Here is a 24,393-nt window from a genome sequence, read left to right as displayed (position 1 = left end):
GTCATGAGGCGCTAAATGAAAATAGCAACTAATCCGATAAAACGGTCATGTTAAGTTGGAAATCAGAACAAGGTTTGGAGATACAAATTGCACAGTTAAAACTAGAATCCCTAGACTTCTAATACTATACTAAATTTGCTAATTCTTTAGCAGACTTATTATAGTTAGTAGCTTCTAATTGAACATATCATCAATGATATTTTTTTTTCCGTTAAGATGAGTTTCGTATTTTTTATTTTGTTGTTTTACGCCATCGAGTGTAAGAGTGAGGTCTTCTAATATTGGAAGATATTTATCTAAAATATCTTGATTTAATCTAAGAATATGAAGACAAGAAATAGTACCAAGTGATTTGTCTATTTCTATGTATTTCTTTTTGGCTTCTAAAAGTAACTTAGTATCCGTAGATGAAATCATATTTAACATACTGGAACTCACATCAGGGAATTTCAAACCAAGTATTTCTAAAAGAAAAAATAGACTAGCTCCTTCTGTTTCAAAAGCAGTTTTAAAACGAGAAAAAGAGCCATCAATAGAAAATTCAAACTGTGAAGTTGAGGTAAGAACAGCGATATGCCAATCTTTAAATTCTTTATGATGACGATTTCTTTCATAGTGAGATATTTCTAAACATTTTTTAGCGTAATACGCATAGAAAAAAGGTGAATCTATTTCACTCAAAAATTTTAAAACATTTTTGAACTTTTCTTGATTTTTTATCGCAAGTTTTTCATAAAGTTTTATTTTTGATGTGTCAGGTAACTGACGAATAAATTCGGCTGCGTAATACTCGCAAATAGATTTATGAATATAGTAATAAATCAGGCCATCTTGTTGAATAAGACTCGTGCGTTGAAGTATGTCTTCTACAACTTCGTCAGTGGCAAGCTCAGATCTACCTATAGTTTTTAGTGCTTTTGAACAGAGTGCAATAAACTCAAACTCTGTTACAGAAATAGAACTTTCTTCGGCAATTGAATGGAAACATAATGCTGAAAATATTTCCTTTAACTCTAAATTTGAAGTATTCGAAACAGTATGTCTTTTCCATGCACCTTTTAATCTATCGTGTTTTGAAGTAATCAAATCAAAAAGTGGGCGATAGAAATCAACAATGTTTTTTGGTTCTTCTATTAATTCAGGATACACATAAATGTAAATATCCACCATAACAGGCGAGATCAAAATTTTTGCTATTGATTCAGATTTTTCAATGGATTGAATGAGAATTTCTTTATAGTTATCATCAATGTTTTTATATTTTTTTATGATTGAAGTAACATCAAAAATTGTTAAATCCAAAAATTCGTAATTTGTAGTGTGGCTAGAAGCATACGTAATGGGTGTATTGGGTCTAGTAGTGACTATACATGACGTGTTGAATCTTGAATAAGTTTCATTAATAACATTGGAAGCTATTCTATGATGATTGCTTTCCACTTCATCAAAACCATCAAATAAAATCTTTACAACTCCCTCTTGTAATAAGTATGAACTTTGTTCTGGGGTTATATTAAATCCAAAATATGATAATTCTTTCGCCAATAATTTATCTATACTAGCTTCTTCTTCCCAATCAACATCGCGTAAATTAATGATAAAGGGTATAAAAGTATGTTTGTCATCTTTTTCTAGTATATCCAAAACAGCTTTTCTCAAAGCGGTGGTTTTTCCTTGTCCGGCACGACCTATAAAGCAACTAATTTTACTTTGACTAAGGATTTCAGATAATGCATATATGTGAGATGACTTCTTTTGAGACTGTTTTAATAAATTAATTGGATGATAAATATCCCCAACAAATACATCCTCGCTTGCAGAGCTAATCATCCTAAAATACAAATATTTCTCAATAAATTTATGATGTGCATGGTCTAGGTCTGGGATAAAAATAGACTGGAGTATTTGTTCCGCTGCCCTATCAAATTTTGATTTTTGAATCCGCTTTTCTAACCAACCAAATATTTTCTTTGTGATTAACTTTGCTGTTTCTGATTGTATAACTTTATTCGCAGCATTTAATTTTAAAGAACTTGATGAATTTGAGTCAGCTTCCAATTGAAAATCCTTATTTGTAGCGATAATAATATAAAGTCTAATCATACCAATAGACACTTAAATCGACTAATCAAATTAAGTCATTGATAAACCTGTTTTGTTTCACGGAGTGAATACTGAACATAATTGTTCTTTCAGGACAATAACATCAATTTACTACCCAATTACATCAACACTGCCACCAAATGACATATACTGAGACCATTAAATTGCGTTAGGTTTGCCGCTAATGAATTAAGTTAACTTTTTGCTTAACTGTCGTTAATATTTGTGTCACTAATGGCAGCAGCGACAAACCGGACATTAACATTAACAGCTTCTCTGACAGTGTTCATAATTCTTAGACTTACCTTTATACTGATAGTCGCAAAAGCTACCTTTGCTGACCTAAACAATCGATTGATATCCTCCTGTTTTTATGTTCACTTAGATACGAGACCGGACGTTAGCTTTTTATCAGTTAATGGCCAAATTAAGTTACCACTATACTTTTGAATTTATGTAATATGATATCAATGCCTCTGTAGTAAATTTTGAACTACCGATAAAATTTGAGATTCCACTTGAAGAATTGTTTTTAGCAAACAATTGCAATGCGGCAGCATGCCTCATTGAGTGAGGAGTTAATTTTACACTCAAGTTATCTCCAACTTTTTTAAAAGCTTCATAGACTGCCTGTCTTGATATTGGTTTGGGTTCTTTATTTTTTATATTTCGACTTTTACGAGATTGAAATACAAATTTATCCTGTGGATATTGTTTTTTTATGCTTAATATTATTTCTTTAGCTTCAGGAGTAAGGTGAATATTGGAAATACTATTTTGCCGAGTTTTTGAAAACTGTATTTGTAATGTATCACCATTGAAATCTGAGAATTTCACTTGTAGTAGTTCATTAATACGACAACCTAAAAACACACCCAAACGCCAAAAATCTCTAATTTGAGCCCCAGAATGTATTAATAATAAATCTTCAACTTTTTTCATTTCTTCTGCTGTTTTAGGGATGAATAACTCAGTGTTCATTTTTAATCCTTAGTGCATATACTTGTCATTAAGTTGTTTATGACAAGTATGTATTGTATTTAAGAAATAGCAACTATTAATATGCAAGCACTTAATAATCATAGGTTTGTATGTATTTAGACCGAAAATTTAGCCACTAAAGTGGTCATTAGAGTTTTGTATATTAACGGCAGTTGATCCGACAAAGAAGTCATAAACATTGATTAATGACTTCTTTGACCTAAAGCGGATATTGCTAGGCGGTTAAAAAATATTGGTTGGAGAACGACTAGCCATAAAGGGGATTAATGATAAAGTAAGATCAAGCACAACGATAGGTTATGATTTAACAGGAAGTATTAACCGAAGTGATTAAAAACAACTTTATTACCATCTAAATCACGGAAATATGCACCATAAAAGACATCAGGAATACGTTGTCCTGGTTCACCATCGCAGGTTGCGCCCAAGGTTATTGCCTTATGATACATCTCGTCACACTTCTCTTTCGAACCTGGAGCAATAGCTAGCATATTGCCGTTACCACAGTTTTGCACATCTTCGTTATATGGAATGCAAATGGCGAGCATGGGTTCTTTCATACTTTTACCAATAAATATAATGCGTTCCATTTTTATCAGCGTTTTCGCGCCAATTGGTGCTAATAGTTCATTATAAAAGGCTTCTGATTTTTCTAAATCGGTTACACCGATGGTTGCATAGCTGAGCATATTTATTCCTTTTTCATTATGATAAATGTCGTTTATGTTAGATAACGATTTAACTAAAACAGGTTAAGTAAATCATGCCAATAAACGTCTGTAAATAGCATCGTGAATTGATGGCTTCTAAATCTTCAGTATCTGCCACATTGCTGACCTAAATTAGACCTCAAAATCAGGGCCGTTTAGGCTACAAGGATACGAAACCGGACGTTCCCCACAGATGTAAATATGTATTTTTTGACTATCAATATTGCCAATTAATCGGATAGCATGACTGGAAAAATGCCACCATTGCGGTCGTTCACGTTTGAAGTATTAACGATCACTTTGTGCGCTTAGTTGACATAACGAGTTGAAAAACTTAATGTCTTCTTAGAGCGATAAGCGGAAGTTGGATTAAATAGAATGATAGGGATTTCAAATGAAAAACTTTAAATTAAAATGTGTTTACAATATATCTGTTGCAGATGAGTTTAATCATTATTTAGCTTTAGCTGACGGTTATAAAAATGGGTAGCATTATTCAGAAAAGTAAAATAAATTTTATTTTTATTGTTTTTTTTTCTTTAGCCACGCTAGCGCAGCATGTTGTACCTGACAATGTAGTATTACATTATTGGTTTCCTATTTTCAGCATTTTATTCTTTATCGCAGCTTTCCCCTACCTTGACTCCCCAAAGATATTTATCACCTTAGTGCTCATCTCATGGATATCATCATTTATAGTTGTGAAATTATTTCTTGGGCACTTTTACGGTTATGACGTTATTTTTATTTTATTGTATTTAAAGATTTTTTCTATATCAAGTGCCACTGGTTTTATTACAGCTAAATTTTTTTCACTCTATTTAGAGAAAAACTTATTCAACAAAAAAAAGGTTATCACATTGGTGGGAACGGCTATCTCCCTACTAGTTGCGGTGACTATTTTTATTAATTTTGATGTTTCATCAGAAAATAAACTACATAATGAACTAAGAAAAAGGTTTCAGTTAGCGGAAAGCATCAGCGTATATTATAACCGCAGTAGAAATAAGAATATTAATAATCAAATTGCGATTGAACAAAAATTGATTGATGATCTTTATTCAGTCAAAGAGGGAATAATTAGTCACGGTTATGACGATAATATTACTATTTCAAGTGACCATATAGGAATTTCTCTTGTTTATGAAGGGATCCCTGAAAATGAAGTCTGTAATATGTTTGATTATTTCTCTTCGCCTAATCTCTATGGTTTTGCTGATACTTTTGTTAATGACGTGTTAGTTAGATCACGTGTTAACTATAAAAACATAATAAATAGCAAAGACATCTGCTATGAAAGTGATGATAAAGTGACCATACGTTACACTGGCTCGTATGCCGATTTCGATCGGTATTCAAAATACTTACCCTAATGACAGCACATGGCACAAAGCAGTCTAAATATGGCTGCTTTTTTGTATCTTAATTAGGTCGGCTTTGTGGCAAAAGTTAGCTTTACGTTGACTAGTCGAACTAACAGCTTGAAGATTAAACCCTGATATGAGAATTATTAGATAAAGTCTAAGCTACTACACATAAGCCATTCAAACCGATTTTTGTTCCTATCTTGTTGCAGTGGACACCTCCTCATCACATTGAGGAGGCTATCAACACCATTAGTGTCTTAGCAAATAAGTGCAATATAAAAGCGGCATCGCAAACTTTGTTACCATATCTTGCATTTATCTAATATCGCACTGCTGACTTACAAAATGGTTACCTTGCCCCTGTTCTTCATGTATACGTTTGTTTCGCAAACACTCCCAGTCATCTACTGGGTCTAACTTATCCCAATAAAGATACATCGTTAACTCTTCTGATGGAATTTGAGCACCATGGGTTTGTATCATGTAAAAATAAATACGAGCGATGTTACCTTTAACACCATCAGGCGGCTCTGCTACATCTTTGTCGAAATCAATTTCAAAATCACATTGTCCATAATTACGTTGTTCACCTTGAATGACAGCAAAGGCATAGTTAGAGCGGTCACCATTTAATTCACCAACAGCCGGGACTAGATTGTGCATATCATCGTGCGCTTTTTTAAATGCTGGATTTAGCTTATAGGCACAGTCACGACCTGAAATATATTTGCCATCAGATTTTTGGCATTGGGGATAGTTCTCTTTGTTTTTCCATTCATCTAAATGGCCACCAATCACAAAGGCAGTTACTACATGTTCCCACTCAATTCTACTGATTCTGGCATTAACTTTTCCGCTTTTTGTAATGGGATTTCTTGCCTCATAACCACAAGCTTCCGGGTAAATCATTGTTTCGTGTTTATTACCGTCACCGTCTCTATCTTCGATATCATCGAATACATAATCACAACCACAATAAAAAGTTGTCCCCCTATCAAAATATACTTTTTTTTCAGCTTTAGACTTAGCATTAGAGAAACTGGTTGGGTAGTCAGCATGGGCTGTAAATGCCACCGCAGATAGTATTAACAAAACTACTCTAAACATTTAATTCACCTTGGATAAAGTTTTTATCACTCAAGTTGTAATGGACTTTTAGTATTGATTATTTAACCAATTCAATAAGTTTACTACAACTACTTGATTACAAATATAGTATAAAGCATTAAGGAGAGCATAAAACTATACCCTGTAATTGGCGCGTTAATTAGTTATCGTCTAATATCATTATTGAACTCAATAACTGCAAGGATGACAGTATGACTCAATCACTTCCACCATGGACTCTAGTCAAAACATGGTTAGACATAATTCAACAAAAAGATATCCCTCCATTTGTAAAACAAAAGCGCCAAACACTTATAGACTATTATTTCGGCTCAACTGAATTTGCAGACATGTATGTTGAGCAGCACCAATATTGCTATCAAAAAGTGTCGTAGCGCCTGAGACGAATAAACAATTTAAAAATATAAACTTCAATGAAGCTCTTTCTAGGGCGTACATATACACGTAAGTTATCACTTGTTTGGAGTGTGAAAACAAGTGATAACTTTCTCGTATATTCTTTATTGGACAATTACATTCGTTGTGCCACTCAATATCATCAGAAATGCCTGTCATTATTATCTAACTCTGCCACCTTATGACATTTATAGTGACCACTACATAACATTAGGTTTACCACTTATAAATATGATCACTTTGTGCGCATTGCGGAAGTTACGAGTGACAAAATCAATACTTCAGCTCCTAGCCAGAAGATGACGTTAACTTTTGAGTTAAAAACGGCAGTTCAGGGATTCTAAAGTTGTCCTTTTTATGTAAAAACTCACATCCATCCACAACTAAAATTATGACTAAAACTTTTGCATGGCGTTAGTTCTCAAATCCCCCAAAGCAGACATTGGAGTTATTTAAGTTTTTGAATAATTATAGAGTATTAAGTCTAAGGCGCAATCGTCCCCACTGTGAGATAGAAACGATAACTAATGTATTGAAATTAATTACCCATTTCAGTTATGCATGTTTTTTAACCACTTATAGGTAGCTTCAATATCAAACGCTCGGCAGCCATAACCGACATTTAATAACTCTTCAGGTAAAAACTCATCGTATTTTTCTATTTTCTTTTCAACAACCAATTTAGCCAACTCCGTATTTGATGACATGCACTGTTTACTCAACTCTTTTATACAGGACACTATGCTTTCAGCATTTGATTTTTCTACTTCTATGACACCTGCATAAGCTCCAGCTACAAAACCTTTTTGTGTGAGTAAAGCAACGAGAGTATTGACAACTTTATCGCCCATCCATGTAAATATGCATGTGCTATTTCCATGTTGGAGGATTGATATGCCCTTTAAATTTGAATGATTGAAATAATCTATTGCTTCACCAAATAAAGCTTTCGCCTTAGTATCAATAAAGTCTATTTTTTGATTTCCCACTGAAATCCGATAATCCCCCTCACTTAGAATTTTGAACATTTCCTGCCTGACTTTGTCATGAATAGACATTCCTTCACCGCCAAACTTTGGAGGTTTGCCTCCTTTTGTTTTTTCAACACGAATAACTTTGTTATCGGGATCAACATCAATGACTTTCCATCTTTTACCACTAAAAATTATATGTTGCCCTTCAAGGACAAGAGAATCTATAGGTAAGGTTCCCAATGATTTGTTGCCAACCAAAACCCTATACTCTTCAGGCGTTTTAAATACAGCATAAAATGAATAGTGGCCGACTAAACGTTCACCTAATATTCCTAACACTAACTCTCCACTCGAAAGCTGAGTTAAAAGTTCTACTTTACCCATATGGCTCAACAACATTTTGAATTGTTGAATAGATGTATGTTGAAATGGTCCGTTCTTGCATAATAATTCAAAAAGTTGATCTGCTCTAACTCCTCCCCATTGCCCTGTCATTGCAAGAACTTGATGCAGTAAGGTCGAAAAGTGCATTAAAGTGTCATCTGCTGGCTCAAACCATTTACTTTCAATTAGTAACCTAATCATCGCTAACGACTGAATTAACTCCAGCCGCAAGCAATCAACTATATTCGATTTTTCACTTAGCTCATTTTCAGCTATTAACATACGTAGAATAGCTGGAGATCCTCTTCTTCCTGATCGCCCCATTCTCTGACGTAAGCTAGATACAGAATGAGGAGCCGTGACTTGTACAACAGAATTTACCTTTCCAATATCAATACCTAACTCTAGTGTCATAGTACACACCGCTGTTGTTGGTAGCGTTTCTTTTTGAAGACGAGCTTCTAACTCCTCTCTTATTTCCTTAGATAATGAGCCGTGATGCGGATAAAATTCATTAGGTACAATATTTTGCTCGCAAAAATCAGTAAGCTGCGCAGCAATACTTTCTGTTCTTTTTCTACTATTAGCAAAGACTAAATGAGAGCCTCCACGACACAAGTCATATACCTTTTTACATATTTCATATTCGGCAGTATCTCGATCATCATCAGCTTTAAGATCAATAGGCTCAAAATATCCTTGAACTTGTACTTTAAACGTAGATTGGCTTTTTGAACTCGTGATTATGTCGCAAGACAATGCCTGATTAGGCCGAAGTAGATGTGGAACTTTATCTAACTCTCCTAATGTTGCGCTTAAAGCAACACGAGGAATTGGATTATTATACCTTCCTAATAGGTGCTCAATCCTATTAAGAATAGAAAGAAGGTGGTGCCCACGCTCTGAGCCTATAAAAGCATGGAATTCATCAATAACAATATATTTTAAATTCGCAAATGCCTGCTTAGTCCACCCAGCCTCTCTTACCAATAATGATTCAAGGGACTCTGGTGTTATAAGCAAGATTCCTGACGGTTTCTTCTTCGCTTTTGATTTCTTAGATTGAGGGCTATCGCCATGCCATGGAGTAACTTCCATATCTAGCATTTCAGATAGGCTTTCTAAACGCCTATATTGATCGTTAATTAATGCTTTTAGAGGACTTATGTAAAGAATACCGAAACCATCATCTAAATCTGCTATAGCACTACAGGCTGGTAAAAAAAAAGCCTCAGTCTTTCCTGCTGCTGTTGAAGCACTGATTAATACATCTTTTTTACCTTCCAAAATTGGAAGAATGGCTTTTTTCTGAATTTCTCTTAAGTCTGGCCACCCTTGTTTAAATAGCCATTTCTGTACTCTAGTATCCAGATATTTGTATGCATCCATCATAAAGAAAAATTAGCCAGCCCATCAGTGTTTTCTTCAGTTTCACTTTCAACATCTAATGTCATATCACTGGGTTGCTCTTCTTCAACAGACAACTTTTTAATCAACTCAGACCACTCAATTGATGGGTTTTGTTCGAGTACAGCCAGCATATCCAGAAAGGTCTTTATGGTATTTCGGGGAGTTCTAAAATAAGCTTCCCCGATAGTTTGGCTACAGTGGTGTAAAAAAGATTTTAGTGCTTCATCAGGAATAAGGTAATTGGTGCTATCACCACCAGCAAAAACATGCCGTAAGTTCTTTAACAGTATGTATAGTTCTTCTGGTGTTAAACTAGCTAGGTGAAGTGCTGGAGATGAGTAGTCTATTACCCCGGCTCTTTGTGCAAAGGTATTTTCTGCAAGTCTAGACTGAAGCGCTTCATAACTATATAGTCCTTTTCTTGGGTCTAATAAAAATTCTGGCGTACCTCCTAGTAAGAACCCTATATATTCAGCACTTCCTTGTAAGCAATCATTCAAAATCCTTAGAATCTGCTCATAGTTAGATGTGCGAGCTTGGGTGCTACTTAGCTTATATAAATTAACCATTTCATCCAAGTTCACGAGCAGTCCTTGATATCCTGCCTGACGCACAAACAAACTAAGTAGTTTCAATGCATCATAAAATGAAGCATCTGAAATGATGGTTCTAACACCAAGATCCTTCCGTGCATCTGTTTTAGTTGCATATTCGGCACGTAACCAGCGAATTGCATTAGACTTTAGCAATTCATTACCTTGTTCATGCCCATTCCAATAGGCTTCGATCACTTTAGCAAAATCATAACCACCAACTAGCTCAGATAATAGTGATAATCGTTCATGAATAATGTCCGTTACGCTTTGTTCTTTTGCATCAGCCTCTTTACATGCTTCGGTAATAAAGCGTTCAACTACACTAGTGAGCGCGTTACCATCAGGCTTGTTTCGAGTTGATAAGTTTCTCATCAATTCAGAATAAAGATTTCTAGCTTGCCCTGATGATGCCTGAATGCGTCTATCAGGAGATAAATCAGCATTTACAGTTACAAGCTTTTTTTCTAGCGCGATAGAACGAACAACACTTAAGAAGAAGGTCTTTCCAGAGCCGTATTCGCCAATAATCAATCTAAAGGCTGAGCCACCATCACAAATTTTTTCAATGTCTTTATAAAGTGCTTCAAGTTCCTTTGAGCGTCCAACTTGAATATGTTGAATTCCAATTTTAGGAGTTACGCCTGACTTTAAAGATTGAATAATGGCATCTTTCTCTTTTGCTCTAATACGTTTTTGAGACATAATTCACTTATCCTTTTAATTCTTCAATAATTTCAAAATCTACATAAATATCAATATCTTGGTCTAATACTGGAGCATCAACAACATCAAATGACCAATCATTAATTGTTTCAATTGCGCCATCAACCATCAACCCCAACTTTTGACAAAGCTCCATTACTTCTTTTCTAGTCCATTGTTCTTTGACTATCAGCTCTTGATAAAGAGAGTTATGTGATGTGTCTAAAACACTTCCAACCTGCATAGGCTTTGTTGATATTGGTTCTACTTGCTGAGATGCTACTTCGTCCACAAAGATAGAACTGAGCATCCGTTGGGCAACCAATGTCTCGGATTCATGCAAAGCTAATAGCTCTTCATTCAAAGTAAACCCTACTTTATCTGACTGTTCTTTTGTAGATAATACAACAGGTTCATCTATTACAGGTGTTTCTTTAAAAGTATCAACACTATGTTTTACACTGCTAACAACACTTTCATTCTCTGATTTTAATACAGGTGACTTTCGATGTTTATTCCTGAGATATGCACTTCTTTCACGGTTCTTGAGTATCAACTGTTCTTTTTTAAGTAAAATAACAAGCTCATCTCTTACAAGTGTTTCTTCAAGGTTATCAACACGAGGTTTTACACTACTAACATTACTTTCATTCTCTGATTCTAATACAGGTGACTTTCGATGTTCATTCCTGAGATATGCACTTCTTTCACGGTTCTTGAGTCTCAATTGTTCTTTGGTAGATAAAGTGGTAAATTCATCTCTTAGCTGTCTTCCTGTTAAAATACCAATACGAGGCTTTACACCGCTAACATTAAGTTTACTCTCTCTTTTTTTCTTTATATAACTTGTCAGTATTAAAACTAGTTTCCAAATTTTAATACACAAACGACTTATTGAGGGCAATAAACAATCTTTACTGAAGAAGAACAAAATAACTAACAAATCAAATAACATAACTCCCATTATTATTGGAATAGTAAATTGACAAAACACTAGTACAAGAAAAGGATGCTTTCTATATTTTGATAACAAGCTCAAATAGTTTTTCACTTTACATCCAAAATATATTATTTTTTTGAGTCATAACTACTTTAACCTTTTAACTCTTCAACAATTTCAAGATCTATATAAATATCATCGTCATCATCAAGCACTGGTGCATCAACAACATCAAACGACCAATCATTAATTGTTTCAATTGCTCCATCGACCATTAGTCCCAATTTTTGACAAAGTTCTATCACTTCTTTTCTGGCCCACTGATCTTTAACTATAAGCTCTTGATACAGGGTGTTGTGCGAAGCGTCTAAAATACTAACTGCCTGGTTAGATGTTGTTAATATTGGTTCTTCTTTTTGAGGTGGCTCTTCGTCAACAAAGATAGCTCCAAGCATACTTTGAACTTCAGATGTTTCAGACTCATGTAAGGCCAATAACTCCTCATCTAAAGTAAACCCTGTTTTATCTAATGTTCTTGACTGTTCTTTTGGTACTAAACTTGAAGATTTACTTGAAGAAACATTATGAATGTCACTAGTCACAAGTGATTTGTCTAAACCTAAAGCTACGTATAACTTTTCTAATTGTTTAATTTCTGAAGGGTCTATTTTTCCATCCGCTAATGCTACAGTGAGTAAAATGTGACTAACAACTGATTTTGCTTTGGTATCCAACTTCTCTAATCGTGCTTTTAAACCATTCATATTAGCAGGAGAATTTAACCTCCATGTTAGGTACGCATGTAGTGATTTTTTCTCTGTAGGTGATATTTTGATATCATGATTGATAAGTTGATGAAGTACATTCAATTCATCTTCATCTAAGTGAGAATCAATATTTGCGACCATTGCCCCTAGACGAAGTGCCATGCCAATATCATTAAAAGCTTTAGATGGTTCGAAATACTCACCATGACCTTCAGTAAAGAGTACCAATTTACCGTCAAGTGAAGGCTTTGCATTGTGATATCTTGAATCAGGCGCTATTCCAAAACCTGCTTTTGTAGCAATGTTTTGAATTAACTCTAGTTCTTTCTTATTTATTTTTTCAGGTAGAGATATTCCCATTTGTGCCCAAAAATCTGATACAGAAACTAAACCGGCGTCACCTTGAATAGCAGCATTAGCCCACACTTTAAAATTACTTATAAACGATGATGAATTCTCGTTAATTAATTCGTCTGGTAATAATAAAATTGCAGCAACATCATTGCTAGAAGTACCTTTCTTACCTAGGTAACGGCTATATGCCTCTAATTCATCAGTACATGCATCAGCAATTGCAATTAGCTTTTTAGTTGGCCCTTTAAGCATACTCGGATCTGGAAGTTCTTTTTGATCTATTGTAACGCCACTAATCGTGTTGCTAGCAGGCCAATATTCGATATCTAGTTTTGTTTTATTAGGTTTGACAACAAAGCCTTCAATGTATTTCTCTACATATTTAGATTTAAATAATTGAGCAAACTTATCATTACATCTACGCGCTGGTGTTCTCAATGAATATTCAGGGTAGTAATGAGTCCACGCAAGAGCGATCTCTGGTGAGATCGGCTCTCCCTTAGAAACAGAGGTAGCAAGGTTGAATTTGAATAATAATGAATTATTGTTTAACGAATAATCTTCAGGAGATAGATATACAATTTCAGGTCTAACTAAGCACATTAATTCAAGCAAGCGACTCGCATAATTTGAGAAGGAACGACTATCCCCATAAATACTCTTTAACCTTAATACTTCGTTGAATATCGCTTTATATTCAATATCATCAACTGTACCTTGGGCTGCATCGACCGTGACTCGTCTTTCAATACCATAAAAATAAATAAACACATAACCAATAGAAGTAGCTGGGTCATTTCGGCTACTGAATAGCCAGTCAATGTAAGCCCCTCTAGCCTTTGGGGATAAGGTTATATACTTTGGCCAATATCCCAAACTGTCATCAGTAAATAAGTAATTGGTGTCTTCAACTTTAAGAGTATCATCAACTAGTGATGCTTCAGTTTCTTGGTTGCTAAAGTAACTAGAATCAGTATCTAAAGCTTTTAATATACCGCCATAATAGAAATTCCCTTTGGACAAAACTTTACCATTTATTTCTACAGTCTCATTCTCACTAATCCATCTACCGGGTGATTTATTTTTACTTTCTTCTTCTTCATAACCATGAGAAATAGTAAATGTAGCTAAATTGTCATCATCTTCTACGTTTCTATTCGAAGAATGAACTTGAGGAGAATTTTGTGTTATCACAGTTTTAGTCCTAGGACTTTTAGTTTGAACTTTGCTCTTAGGCTTTGAGCTACTGAATATTTTATATATAACAAAACATATACCAATGAAAATTAATATCCCCACATTTACCTCCTAAAATACATTAAATTATATGTTCATAAGTCAGCACTAAGCTGTTCACTTTGTTTAACTCTTTTCTTATCTCGAACCCAAGTAATTGAGCCATGAGTTTGCTTCATTTCAAATAAATCTATTGAAGCAAATAAATCACTAACTTTTTTAAAACCATAGTTTCTTTGATCAAAAGAAGCATGATTGGATATATGGTTACCTATAGAACTTAAGTTAGCCCACCCATCATTATCCTCAGAAGCTTCTATAGCTTGGCGAAGCATATTCATGAGTTTCGTATCACTTTTTATGCTCGGTTTACGCTTTTGGCGTGGTTTTTCATCTGTTTCTATATCATCCAGGAAGAGAAACTTTGAACAACTATTCACAAATGCCATTGGAGCCTTACGTTCACCAAAGCCTATAACGAACTTGCCATCAGCTAATGCGCGAGTAACAAGTGGGGTGAAATCACAATCAGATGAAACAAGACAGATAGTATCTACATCTTTTGTATACAGAATATCCATCGCATCAATAACTAGTGCAATATCACTGGCATTTTTTCCTTTAGTCAGATCAAATTGTTGGATAGGTTGAATGGCGTATTCATGAAGAACATCTTCCCATGGCTTAATACATGGGCTTTTCCAATTGCCGTACGCTTTGCGGATATTAACCACACCGTACCTAGCAAGTTCAGATAATACGATGTCAATTTTAGCTGCGGGAGCATTATCAGCATCGATAAATAATGCAATTTTTTCCTTATCTTTCAAAACGTAATTCCTTTTAACTTTGCGTACTACTGTCCATCGGTACATTTATGCCATATCTTCATGAAATAGCAATGATTTTATGAAGATATGGAATATTTATTATTTTAGAACAACTTGATTAACTATATTCAATAAACAATATTAAATTAGAGCTCTTATAATCATAATTTATATCTCGCAATGTTCCCCGGTATAGAATTTAATACCTGAAATCATATTAACCTAATGTCCGCTTTGGTATTTTCTAATCAAATTATAATTTTTGATTTTATAAATTCCTGATGAAATTTAGAACAATTCTATTATCTAATGCAGGGCTGAGTTTCATCGACTCAAATACCGTCAGATAAGCAAAGGCTTATGTCCGCTAACGTATTAAAGTGAACATAAAGCAGGGTTGTTTTTACTCGTAAATTTAGACCGCTTTGTGTCATAAGTTAGCGTTATAAGACGAAATACTACTGGCATTAATAAGCGTGGAGCAGACCTAATTCCATCTTGAATTCACCACTATAATTAGTCAGCTTAATTATAGTGGAGCAAGCTCAAAGTCATTACTATTCTTTATATCATGGGGGAAAGTATCTTTGCTGTTGCATGGCTCATACTTACGTCATAAGTTGAGCCAATAGTAAGTAACTAGCTTGTATTTAATTAGTTGTAACTGGCTTCTTTATTAAAATTACTGAACTCACCTGATTTAAATTTGGTTAACTCTGCTTTAAGTTGAGTAACTGATTTATCATTAAGATAAACCCCACCATCAACACATCCTACAAAAGAACAAGTTTTAATAACTAAAAAGTGATTGGCACTGTTACCACTATGAAAACTGTATTCATAATCAATCGAAGTGTTATATGAGCTTTCAAAGGTAATAATCTTTTTAGTTATTGTGTCTTCCTTCTCAATGGCTTGTTTATTCCATGCCTCATATTTATCAATTGCTGTTAATACAGCAGGCAAATCGCGCTCATTTATTTTAAATTCTAATGTGCTTTGGGTACAACCATACTTATTACAATTTGAACCATATGCATCAGCACTGTAAACGATGGTATCGCCTTTCAATGTATTCATTCGCATTACCTTTGCAAATGTCGTTTTGTTCAAGTATTTGCTTGCGATGCTATTGTATTCAGCTATCCCAACGTTCGTTTCAACCCTTGCTTCTTGTAGGTTAATATCTACTGCCGTCATTGCACAACCTGCTAAAGTTGTCATCATTAATGCTGTTATTACTGCTTTCATTTCACTTCCTGTTTGTGAGCCTCTTAGGAGGTTCTGTTATTGATTAATTATTTTGATTTTGTTAATATTTAAACCGCTTCATGCACAAAGTTACCTTCATTGTAATGAGTTTTACTCATTTAATTACCTTGAAGGACTTACCGAACATATTATAAGCTTGTATTTGAATATTATTCACTAAACTCGTAACGTCTGCCACTACATACAGAGACAACAAACATCATTGATGAGCATTAATGCTACCTCATACCCCCAAAAGTGAAATGAAAAACTAAAGAGTCATGAGAAACTTCGGTCGCTTTGATTTTAATATATAGCCAATAACGATTTTTTTTGTGCAAAAAATTTTTGCTTCTCTTAAAAGATTTATGGCTAATTATCCATAAAATCGTGCAGGTAAGTCTTCGAAATTAATTATTTCTTGATGGAATCGACCAAATGTATTCGTCATAGATTCATAAGAATCAGTCAAAACACTATTAGTAAAACTTCCATTTATTGAAAGAATAAGATTATCAAAATCACTTTCATCAGTAGAGTCTAAAACCGAAATCATATTATCTTTAATGCTAGGAGTTATAGTTGAATTTTCGATAGTTTCAAATGACACGATATTCATTTGAGCAGGAATATCTTCACTTACCCTATATGCATATTCAATTAATTTTGTTTCAGCAGGCATGAATAACGTGGCTTCTTGATTTTCACCATGAGTTACCCTCAAAATCCGACCTAATATTTGGCGGTAATGAAGCTCAGTTTTTATGTTGGTTAAATGGCAACAAACTTGTAACCGAGGAATATTAGTACCTTCACTGATCATACCTATACTGACAATCCACTTGTTTGTTCCTTGCGTGTATTGCTTGATCTTTTCACTAGGGCAATTCTCTTTATAACTTACAATATCGGCATTCTCATTTAACTCATGTTGAATTATTTCAACAATTTTCAATGCATGTTCAACAGAGGAAGCGACAACTAAACCTCCAGCATTTGGGTTACTTTGACGAATTATATTTAGTTGTTTATCTGCTCGTTTTATTAGGTTAATAATAATATTTTCATCATGTATTAGTTCTGTATAGGGGAATGAGGAACCTGATAAAAGCTCACCAAAACTACTAAAATATTTGGTGAAATTTGAATTTGTAAGTTTTATATGATCATTATCAATAGCAATAATTTTAGGCAAGCGGCATACGTTATCTCGTATTGCATCAACAAGACTGTACACATAGTCGCATTGGATTTTCCCTTTCGATGAACAGTATTTTGATAGAGTAATTGGGGTAGCATCAGATCGCCAAGGCGTTCCTGTTAACGCTAACGTATAAGTGGCTTTATCTTGAATGTTTTTAATTATTTCTTTGCCCCATTTATTAGCATTTTCATCATGACTTCCACTGCAATGGTGAATTTCATCAAAGACAGCAAGCACTTTAAATTTTTTGAATAATGCCCAAAAGTTTTCGTCAAGGTAAGCTATTTTTTGATAAGTTATAGATTGGCCCTTTGCACCTAATTTTCCGTCAAAAGAGTACCTTGTAATATCACTTAGCACAGTAGAAAACTCACTTGCCACAATGCTAGAAGGAGAAAAACAAAGTACTAGGTCAATATCACCATTATTCAGTAATCGATTAGCCAAATTTGCGGTCATGAACGTTTTCCCCGCAGCAGGAGTTGCCTGTACCAAAAAATGGCTTTGCCCTGATTGATATCTCTCTAATGCAAGTTCAATACATTCATGCTGCCATCTTCTTAATTTCATCTTTATATTTCCCTATTATTTAGAATGAATTCAATAACACGAATTTTGCCGAGAATTTTACTGTTTTGTTCTCTTCTCTTGTCATACCTAGGTTGTAGTTCATTTATTAACTCAGGGTATTCTTTACATAGCTGTTGGTATTCTTCTGCTTCACCAATACCTATTAGTAGCTGTTGCTTATAAGCTTTATGCTTATCTTTAAGACCACTTGAAGATGAATTATCATGTCTTTTTTGATTTTTCTGAAAATTAACAGTCTTTACATGAATGTTGCTGAATGTGTCAGACCTTACTATTACCCCATTTTTTACAAGCAGCTTCATTTGTGCTAATACAAAGTAGAGCATCTCTACGACTCCAAAATGGTCTTCGCCAACTTTTTCTACAAAAGCTTGCTTAAGTTCAAACGCTGTAAAGCTATCAAAAGATGGATCGCTCACTATTTTTAAGATTTGCTCATCAACTTGCATATAAATAATCTTAAATCATTAAAACACCACATAAAGGTAGTTTAACACCTTTTTAAGGTGTTTCAACACCTCGATAAAAATAATTACATATGAAAAGATTTAGTTATTTAATAATGTGAAAATTAAATGAGTAGTATTGCTAAAAAGCTCGGTAAGAAAATAAAACTGGCAAGAGTTGAAGTAGATATGTCGCAAAGTGACTTAGCTCAAGTGTCGAATATAGACTCTTCCCATATAGGTAAAATTGAGCGTGGTGAAGTAAATATTACTGTTGAAACACTTTATAGAATAGCTAAAGCGCTAAGGTGTAGCCCTAAGATATTATTACCAGAATAATTTATTTTTTAAATTAAAGTAATAACCAATTGTTGCCCAGTTCAATATCAGTAAAGTAAGCTATCAATATTAAATTTTGTAGTGCCTTTTTATCATAATTATATCGCTTTAGATCGGGCACTTTCGCGCATATTTGAAGTATCGAGATTAGAACCACACTTTGATTATCTTTTTAACTGAACTTATTCTATGATCATCTCAAATATTGATGGAGTTCAGAGCATGAATACAGTCATTAAAAACGGGCACATCGTGTCTATTTCTGAAGGTGAAGAATTGATCGGTAAAATTTTATGGGGTATCTGTGTCGATGACATTAGTACATCAAAAATAGTAGAAATCTCACCTCATAACCAGCAAATAAAAACTGCCAGTGGTAGCCTTTATCAAGTTATTGGCGAAGGCCAAAAATCTCAGGTGCAAATGAAAGACTTCGAACTCCTTCGCCACGGATTCAGTCCTAAGCAGATCACCCAATTGAATTTGGCACCAAACGATTTTTTTCATTAACTCAATCAAGTGAGAGCTTATCATGCCAACCCGAACAATTGATTTCCACAATGCCGATTGCTCAGCCTGCCATAAAAAACATGTCGATATCAGAACTGAAATAGTTGCACCATCGCCAGAACGGCCCAATGCTATTAGAAAGAAAATTATCTGGCGGTGCGAAGATCACCTTGACTGTGATGTTGATGAAATGGAAAAGTTGGCATTGGTTAAAATCCGATTTCAAGATATAGAAGAAAGTGATCTTGTTGATGGTGAAATTTTCCTGAAGCAACTTGATCCTGACTAGGCAAGGCTAAGCGGACGTTAGCCTTTGTATATCTAGCGACAAGTGATCCGACAAAGCGGTCGTAACGATTATTACTATCCACGCTAACTATTGCCACACTGAAGACGTTAGCATTTGAGAATTGTCACTAAAATCTTTTGTATGCTTTGATCAACAGCGGATATGGCAGAACAACCACATTACGTTAGTAGTTTCCTTATAGCTGACATTCCCCTTAGTTGAATACAGGTCTCGTTTGATAATAACTTTTTACCAATAAGCAGCTAAGTTCGAGTGTGAACTAAGCCACCATTGCGGTCGTTCATCATCAAATTATTAATGCTAACTTTGTGAGCTAAGCGGAAATTAGCTATTAGTTGTTCGTAAGGTCAACTGCTAGTTTATGATTGAATTGGAAATATTACCTAATGGTACTGAGCCTTCATACAAACACTTGGTAGGTAGTCAGACAAGTTTCTTTGGTAATAATACTAATTTTTCTTACTTCTTTTTACCTGTTCCATTACATGAAAAGCAAACTCCATTTAGTACATGACTAAAATGAAGTAAATATCCACTTCCTTCACAGTTAGAACAACGATTTTTTGGTCTACCAACTCCAGCTATCACCTTGCGTACATGTGCTTCTCTAATTGCTTTTCTAGCTGCTATACCAGCTGCAATACGAGCGTCTAGTTCATTGTCCGTAAGCTCACTAGCTTCTTTGCTAGCTAAAATACGATCACTTAGTTCATTGGCGGAGGGCTTTACGATTAGTCTCATCTGCTCGATGGCATTATTTAGATATTTTACCCCCTCAACAGGGGTTGCGAAATCAAATGATGTCATCTTGTGCCAATTATCCAAGGCATAGTGATTACGAATGCCGCTCTCACGCATCTCTTTAACTACTTTACCACCTTGCTCATATAGTAAGTCTAATTCTGCCCATTGAACCTCTGGCTGTGATACAGGTTCACTAAGTTCCGGTTTTATTAAAGGCTTACTAGGTTCAGGTTTTTTGAGAATCTCTGTTAAGTAAACAGCGATGCTCATCATGATACCGATGATTATACCTAAGGCCGCTCCAATGATTAATATTTCTGCCATGATGTCTTAGGCTCTATTTAACTTATAACGTCTTCGTTTTGATATTGTTGTCTGTCGATTATATTCATAAACTACTTCCTTATAAAGGATAAACAATATACAAAAAAATTTAAATAAACTCTTTTAAATTAAATTTTCTCTTCTAATGATCACTTAGTCGGATCACTTGTCGCTAGGTAAGCCAAGGCTAACGCCTATATTCGTATCTTTGTTAACATCGTTCCTGAGAGCATTAGAGTATTTTTCAGCTTACTAAAAGCCTTAGCGCTTATAAGGGTATGATTTTATAATAAATTTATAAGCATGAAAGCTATTACTAAATCAAATAATAATTCATAGTAAGGGTTTTCTTAGGTTTTACTCTTATAAACAATTTCTTTGCAAACATCATAGACACTAACTACAAACTTTCACAGAAAAGTCATAAAAAAAAATTAGTGAAAGAAAAGTTAGTTATTTATTATGTGGTGTCTAATTTATTATATTGCTTTCACAGTTCTGGTTTAGTACGTTTTTTAACTACTTTTGACCTACAATTAAAAAATGATTTGATGCTCCTGAAAAGCTACCTTCTTCCATCGTTCTGCTATCTACAGTAATTGTATCTCCCTCATAAGTTTGTACAGTGAACCCTCTTTGTTCTAAATAGTCAGCTTTTTGGAACGCTACTTCCGCTGTAGGTGCTGATTCAACATAAATTTCAGTCATAATTTGTAATCCTTTTCTTATTTATTAATTACGGAATATAGAGGGTCAATTGCATTATAATCAGAACCTTTTAGATTTGTTATTAACGAATCTACAGTCGCTCTACTTTTAACTCTATTCTTTATGACCTTAGGTAAATCTGAATCTGGGATAGAGTCCACCTTTGTTATTAATAGTGTGGTATTGATATTGTCGTCATCATCAGAGAAGTAGCTCCCTATAAGAATGATTTTTGCATCTTCAGTTGTTATTTTTTCTTTATTTGCTTTAGATATTTCAAGTGCTTTTTCTACCCCTATTTTATCTTTAATTAACTCAATATTGGTCTTATTTAGGAGTTTCACTTTCTCTTCTAAAACAGTATTTAATTTTGTATCTGACGTTTGAAGTGTAACTAAATCAGCTCCAGCACTTTTGGTAATATTTTGTGCTGCAATTCCTGTAATAAAATATTGAGCAATTCCTACCCCATTACCATCTTCCCCTCCTTTTATATCAGCACCAAATGAGGCAAATACCGAATAAGTGTCGGTATTATTATTTTTAGTATTTCCTGATTGAGCCATGTATTTCGCTTTATGCACATCAATGCCTTGATAGGTAGTGCCTGAAACGTCTTGAATAAGGGAGTTGCCAGCAACTTTGGAATAAGTGCCTGCTGTCAGTGTAATATCAGAGCTATCATTTGCCAGCAAAATAGTAGAACCTTCACTAAAAGTTAGTTCAGTTTTGTCGTCAAGTTTTATCTTGGTTTCTTTGGGTAGTACAACAAATTTTCCAGCGGAAAGAACTATAGCCGTGTTACCTGCTGGAATTAATATTGAAGAATTATCACCAGTGATGTAATAGCCCTTATGCTTATATTTGAGGAGATTTGAATCTAAGCCATTTATAAATAATGGCATCCATACAAACTCTCTTCTTTTGTAACCAACAATAAAACTTGGAATGCTGGCTTGTTCTGGACTAGTTGAAATATCTACACCAAGACTTGTTTGAGTACCAAAAACCATTACGTCAGAATGTGGTGCAGCGCAGCTTCCTAATAGAAGTGTTAAAGTAATCAGGGGGATTTTTGAGTAACACATACATTTTCTCCTTTGAATCCATTTCGTGTTAAAACTTCCATTAATTCCTGTAATTCATGTTTGTTTTTAATGATAATAACTAATTGACACTTTGGAGAAATATTAATTCTTGATGTATCTTTGTAGCCTAAACCTAGACCAGTCCCCAAAGAGAATCGTTAACAGGTCGGCCATCAATTAAAATCCATGCTCCTATTGATTTAATCTCAAGGTTTGTAATTTTTTTTTCTTCTACTTCAGGAGTTATTACACGAACAACCCCAAAATAAATCTCTTGCAAATGATCCTTACTGTCAGATGAATCAAGGTAAATGTTAGTGCATCCAGCAAGGCAGCAAGTAATAATAATCTGTAATAAATTTATTTTACTGTTCAAGTGCCTTCCATAGATCAAATACTACTTGGTTATTATTTATACAATAGAAAATGAAAAATAACAATTTTTTTAAAGTGATAAAGACACTAATGTCTGATTGTCGTGGTAAGTTAAGTTACGTTTCAAGGAAGTAAGCAACTTTACTATATGATATTTTGATCAATAAAAGTCAACTGCTATTGTCCTTGTTTAACAGCTTGTAAAGTTAATAACTCTTAGTTGGAATATTACAAGAGTAATTGGCACGCTATTTTCGCTTTTAGATAAAACCAATGCACTTTCAGTAGCTATAAGATTCACATCGGTAGGAAAGTCATTCTCTTCGCTATAACTAAAACTTGCTACTATCTTTATATTAAGTATGCTTTCCTTTCCCTTAAATTCAGGAAAAGGGTCGATTTATGCAATTATATTCTGTGAAAATTTAAAGGAACCAGATAAAGGTATGACTCTATGGATAACAAAACTTCAAACATTATTGATCAAGGACTAGATAAAAAACTGTTCTTCGTAGTTGGGGGGCTTCTTTTATTGATATGTATTTTATTGATGATTAACCTACTTCTGCAATGGAATAATTATAATCAAGGGATCAAGTTAGCTGTTGATGGGGGCCAGAACCAACATACAATGGTTTTGACTTATTCTAGAGCAATGGATTTTGCATTCGTTAAAACATCTACCATATTTCTTGGTTTTGTACTTGTTTTTGTGGGTGCACTGTATTTGCTAAGAATAAATGAAGTAGCTTATAAGTTCGAGGCTAAAAGTGGCCCTAGAAACGTCTCATTCCAGACAGCATCACCTGGGCTTGTGTTAGTCACATTGGGGGTTATAACCGTCTTGTTTACAACTTATAACAAATCCTATATATCCATTCCTAGTTCTTTTAATAAAACTAAACTGAATCAAGAACTAAATGAAATGGATATAAATGAAGCTGTATCAAAGCTATCTTTTGTAAAAAATAGTGGGGAATTAACTTCAGATAGCGTTAATAATATAGACGTAATATGTAAATACATGAAAAATAATAATGTAAAAGATATTAATATTGAGGCTTATGGTGACGGACTACACACACCCGAATATGAAACTGCTTTAGGTGAAAGAAGATCAGCAACTCTAAATACTTTCCTCAGGAAACATTGTTCATATCAAGTTAATTACTCGGTAATCAGTTACGGAGAAGAGCTTAATAAGGTTGACGGACAAAAGGTCACTATTAGTTTTAGGTAAAGCTAACAAAAATTAAAGAGGGATCAAAAAACGTTTTAAAATAAAAATATCGGATTTTTATGGAAGCTAGATATTTTAAAGTTCAACGATGGATATGGAAAAAAACTCATATTTTTAAATGCCCCAAAAAAACTTTGTAAAGCTTATTTAGCCAGAGACCATAACTTCATTTTATCTAGAGGGTGAGTTATATGATGCGTCATTAACTCTTAAATTTAATTCCATTGGATGGACTACCATTGGCAGCAATGAGCTTGCAGGAGACATCTAGCTCACTGACAACAAAGCCACCATAGCGGTCATTATTCATTAAACAATCAACTCTAATATTTTGAATTTCCAAAAATAGTATCTATAATTAACT

At 34.2% G+C, this 24,393-nt stretch carries 22 protein-coding genes; 6 read left to right on the top strand and 16 right to left on the bottom strand.

The features are described 5' to 3' along the window. Positions 1–174: 174 nt before the first annotated feature. From DBO93_RS07780 to DBO93_RS07770, 3 genes are all read right to left on the bottom strand, one after another. Positions 175–2,115: an NACHT domain-containing protein gene (locus DBO93_RS07780; protein WP_162533747.1), complete on the bottom strand. Its 1,941-nt coding sequence runs from the start codon at positions 2,113–2,115 to the stop codon at positions 175–177. 426 nt (positions 2,116–2,541) lie between these two features. Beyond that, positions 2,542–3,084, bottom strand: a complete 543-nt coding sequence (locus DBO93_RS07775) for a tyrosine-type recombinase/integrase (protein WP_108455811.1) — start codon at positions 3,082–3,084, stop codon at positions 2,542–2,544. Between the two features lie 338 nt (positions 3,085–3,422). Then, positions 3,423–3,794 (bottom strand): VOC family protein, encoded by a 372-nt coding sequence (locus DBO93_RS07770; RefSeq protein ID WP_108454964.1) that lies wholly within the window; start codon positions 3,792–3,794, stop codon positions 3,423–3,425. A gap of 503 nt (positions 3,795–4,297) precedes the next feature. On the opposite strand from DBO93_RS07770, the gene DBO93_RS07760 reads away from it, so the two are divergent. Continuing rightward, entirely contained in the window at positions 4,298–5,188 is an 891-nt protein-coding gene (locus tag DBO93_RS07760) for a hypothetical protein (protein WP_108455809.1), read from the top strand. Positions 5,189–5,497: 309 nt separating this feature from the next. On the opposite strand, the gene DBO93_RS07755 is transcribed toward DBO93_RS07760, so the two are convergent. Then, on the bottom strand, positions 5,498–6,289 hold the full coding sequence (locus tag DBO93_RS07755) for an endonuclease (RefSeq protein WP_108455808.1): 792 nt from the start codon (positions 6,287–6,289) through the stop codon (positions 5,498–5,500). Positions 6,290–6,501: 212 nt separating this feature from the next. On the opposite strand from DBO93_RS07755, the gene DBO93_RS07750 reads away from it, so the two are divergent. Beyond that, positions 6,502–6,684, top strand: a complete 183-nt coding sequence (locus DBO93_RS07750) for a hypothetical protein (RefSeq protein ID WP_108455807.1) — start codon at positions 6,502–6,504, stop codon at positions 6,682–6,684. 573 nt (positions 6,685–7,257) lie between these two features. On the opposite strand, the gene DBO93_RS07745 is transcribed toward DBO93_RS07750, so the two are convergent. The 8 genes from DBO93_RS07745 to DBO93_RS07710 all read right to left on the bottom strand — a co-directional run bounded on the left by DBO93_RS07745 (position 7,258) and on the right by DBO93_RS07710 (position 18,394). Beyond that, positions 7,258–9,456, bottom strand: a complete 2,199-nt coding sequence (locus DBO93_RS07745) for a DEAD/DEAH box helicase (protein ID WP_108455806.1) — start codon at positions 9,454–9,456, stop codon at positions 7,258–7,260. Beyond that, positions 9,453–10,772, bottom strand: coding sequence for an ATP-binding protein (locus DBO93_RS07740; protein ID WP_108455805.1), 1,320 nt, complete (start codon positions 10,770–10,772; stop codon positions 9,453–9,455). Before DBO93_RS07740 ends, DBO93_RS07745 begins: the two co-directional genes overlap by 4 nt. 7 nt (positions 10,773–10,779) lie before the next feature. Next, positions 10,780–11,823: a tellurite resistance TerB C-terminal domain-containing protein gene (locus DBO93_RS07735; protein ID WP_204100663.1), complete on the bottom strand. Its 1,044-nt coding sequence runs from the start codon at positions 11,821–11,823 to the stop codon at positions 10,780–10,782. A gap of 41 nt (positions 11,824–11,864) precedes the next feature. Further along, complete coding sequence (locus tag DBO93_RS07730) at positions 11,865–14,027, bottom strand: TerB N-terminal domain-containing protein (RefSeq protein WP_204100662.1); 2,163 nt, start codon at positions 14,025–14,027, stop codon at positions 11,865–11,867. A gap of 137 nt (positions 14,028–14,164) precedes the next feature. Continuing rightward, entirely contained in the window at positions 14,165–14,899 is a 735-nt protein-coding gene (locus DBO93_RS07725; RefSeq protein ID WP_108455802.1) for an NYN domain-containing protein, read from the bottom strand. 654 nt (positions 14,900–15,553) lie between these two features. Further along, positions 15,554–16,150, bottom strand: coding sequence for a hypothetical protein (locus tag DBO93_RS07720; protein ID WP_108455801.1), 597 nt, complete (start codon positions 16,148–16,150; stop codon positions 15,554–15,556). A gap of 376 nt (positions 16,151–16,526) precedes the next feature. After that, a complete protein-coding gene (locus tag DBO93_RS07715; protein WP_108455800.1) occupies positions 16,527–17,924 on the bottom strand; it encodes a DEAD/DEAH box helicase family protein in 1,398 nt (465 codons plus the stop codon). A gap of 2 nt (positions 17,925–17,926) precedes the next feature. Beyond that, on the bottom strand, positions 17,927–18,394 hold the full coding sequence (locus DBO93_RS07710; protein WP_108455799.1) for a hypothetical protein: 468 nt from the start codon (positions 18,392–18,394) through the stop codon (positions 17,927–17,929). Between the two features lie 126 nt (positions 18,395–18,520). On the opposite strand from DBO93_RS07710, the gene DBO93_RS07705 reads away from it, so the two are divergent. From DBO93_RS07705 to DBO93_RS07695, 3 genes are all read left to right on the top strand, one after another. Next, positions 18,521–18,730, top strand: a complete 210-nt coding sequence (locus DBO93_RS07705) for a helix-turn-helix transcriptional regulator (protein ID WP_108455798.1) — start codon at positions 18,521–18,523, stop codon at positions 18,728–18,730. A 222-nt stretch (positions 18,731–18,952) separates the two neighbouring features. Continuing rightward, positions 18,953–19,240 (top strand): hypothetical protein, encoded by a 288-nt coding sequence (locus DBO93_RS07700; protein ID WP_108455797.1) that lies wholly within the window; start codon positions 18,953–18,955, stop codon positions 19,238–19,240. Between the two features lie 22 nt (positions 19,241–19,262). Beyond that, positions 19,263–19,529 carry a hypothetical protein gene (locus DBO93_RS07695; RefSeq protein ID WP_108455796.1) on the top strand — a complete coding sequence of 89 codons (267 nt, stop codon included), beginning with the start codon at positions 19,263–19,265 and terminating at the stop codon, positions 19,527–19,529. Positions 19,530–20,009: 480 nt separating this feature from the next. On the opposite strand, the gene DBO93_RS07690 is transcribed toward DBO93_RS07695, so the two are convergent. The 4 genes from DBO93_RS07690 to DBO93_RS07675 all read right to left on the bottom strand — a co-directional run bounded on the left by DBO93_RS07690 (position 20,010) and on the right by DBO93_RS07675 (position 22,790). Then, entirely contained in the window at positions 20,010–20,618 is a 609-nt protein-coding gene (locus tag DBO93_RS07690; protein WP_108455795.1) for a hypothetical protein, read from the bottom strand. A gap of 519 nt (positions 20,619–21,137) precedes the next feature. Next, entirely contained in the window at positions 21,138–21,326 is a 189-nt protein-coding gene (locus DBO93_RS07685) for a hypothetical protein (protein ID WP_108455794.1), read from the bottom strand. A gap of 17 nt (positions 21,327–21,343) precedes the next feature. Next, positions 21,344–22,414: a hypothetical protein gene (locus DBO93_RS07680; RefSeq protein WP_108455793.1), complete on the bottom strand. Its 1,071-nt coding sequence runs from the start codon at positions 22,412–22,414 to the stop codon at positions 21,344–21,346. A gap of 133 nt (positions 22,415–22,547) precedes the next feature. Further along, complete coding sequence (locus DBO93_RS07675) at positions 22,548–22,790, bottom strand: hypothetical protein (protein ID WP_108455792.1); 243 nt, start codon at positions 22,788–22,790, stop codon at positions 22,548–22,550. 453 nt (positions 22,791–23,243) lie between these two features. Between DBO93_RS07675 and DBO93_RS07670 the strand changes: the two genes are divergently transcribed. Continuing rightward, positions 23,244–24,029, top strand: coding sequence for an OmpA family protein (locus DBO93_RS07670; protein WP_108455791.1), 786 nt, complete (start codon positions 23,244–23,246; stop codon positions 24,027–24,029). The last annotated feature ends 364 nt before the right edge of the window (positions 24,030–24,393 follow it).

The sequence above is a fragment of the Colwellia sp. Arc7-D genome, assembly GCF_003061515.1.
Classification (GTDB): domain Bacteria; phylum Pseudomonadota; class Gammaproteobacteria; order Enterobacterales; family Alteromonadaceae; genus Cognaticolwellia.
The sequence above is the reverse complement of the archived record's forward strand: the minus strand, read 5'-3'. Positions and strand labels throughout refer to the sequence as shown.

Bases quoted from the DNA above. Each gene is read 5' to 3' on its own strand.
- DBO93_RS07775 (WP_108455811.1), bottom strand. From the start codon at position 3,084: ATGAACACTGAGTTATTCATCCCTAAAACAGCAGAAGAAATGAAAAAA.
- DBO93_RS07770 (WP_108454964.1), bottom strand. From the start codon at position 3,794: ATGCTCAGCTATGCAACCATCGGTGTAACCGATTTAGAAAAATCAGAA.
- DBO93_RS07760 (WP_108455809.1), top strand. From the start codon at position 4,298: ATGGGTAGCATTATTCAGAAAAGTAAAATAAATTTTATTTTTATTGTT.
- DBO93_RS07755 (WP_108455808.1), bottom strand. From the start codon at position 6,289: ATGTTTAGAGTAGTTTTGTTAATACTATCTGCGGTGGCATTTACAGCC.
- DBO93_RS07750 (WP_108455807.1), top strand. From the start codon at position 6,502: ATGACTCAATCACTTCCACCATGGACTCTAGTCAAAACATGGTTAGAC.
- DBO93_RS07745 (WP_108455806.1), bottom strand. From the start codon at position 9,456: ATGATGGATGCATACAAATATCTGGATACTAGAGTACAGAAATGGCTA.
- DBO93_RS07740 (WP_108455805.1), bottom strand. From the start codon at position 10,772: ATGTCTCAAAAACGTATTAGAGCAAAAGAGAAAGATGCCATTATTCAA.
- DBO93_RS07720 (WP_108455801.1), bottom strand. From the start codon at position 16,150: ATGAAAGCAGTAATAACAGCATTAATGATGACAACTTTAGCAGGTTGT.
- DBO93_RS07715 (WP_108455800.1), bottom strand. From the start codon at position 17,924: ATGAAATTAAGAAGATGGCAGCATGAATGTATTGAACTTGCATTAGAG.
- DBO93_RS07710 (WP_108455799.1), bottom strand. From the start codon at position 18,394: ATGCAAGTTGATGAGCAAATCTTAAAAATAGTGAGCGATCCATCTTTT.
- DBO93_RS07705 (WP_108455798.1), top strand. From the start codon at position 18,521: ATGAGTAGTATTGCTAAAAAGCTCGGTAAGAAAATAAAACTGGCAAGA.
- DBO93_RS07700 (WP_108455797.1), top strand. From the start codon at position 18,953: ATGAATACAGTCATTAAAAACGGGCACATCGTGTCTATTTCTGAAGGT.
- DBO93_RS07695 (WP_108455796.1), top strand. From the start codon at position 19,263: ATGCCAACCCGAACAATTGATTTCCACAATGCCGATTGCTCAGCCTGC.
- DBO93_RS07690 (WP_108455795.1), bottom strand. From the start codon at position 20,618: ATGGCAGAAATATTAATCATTGGAGCGGCCTTAGGTATAATCATCGGT.
- DBO93_RS07685 (WP_108455794.1), bottom strand. From the start codon at position 21,326: ATGACTGAAATTTATGTTGAATCAGCACCTACAGCGGAAGTAGCGTTC.
- DBO93_RS07680 (WP_108455793.1), bottom strand. From the start codon at position 22,414: ATGTGTTACTCAAAAATCCCCCTGATTACTTTAACACTTCTATTAGGA.
- DBO93_RS07670 (WP_108455791.1), top strand. From the start codon at position 23,244: ATGGATAACAAAACTTCAAACATTATTGATCAAGGACTAGATAAAAAA.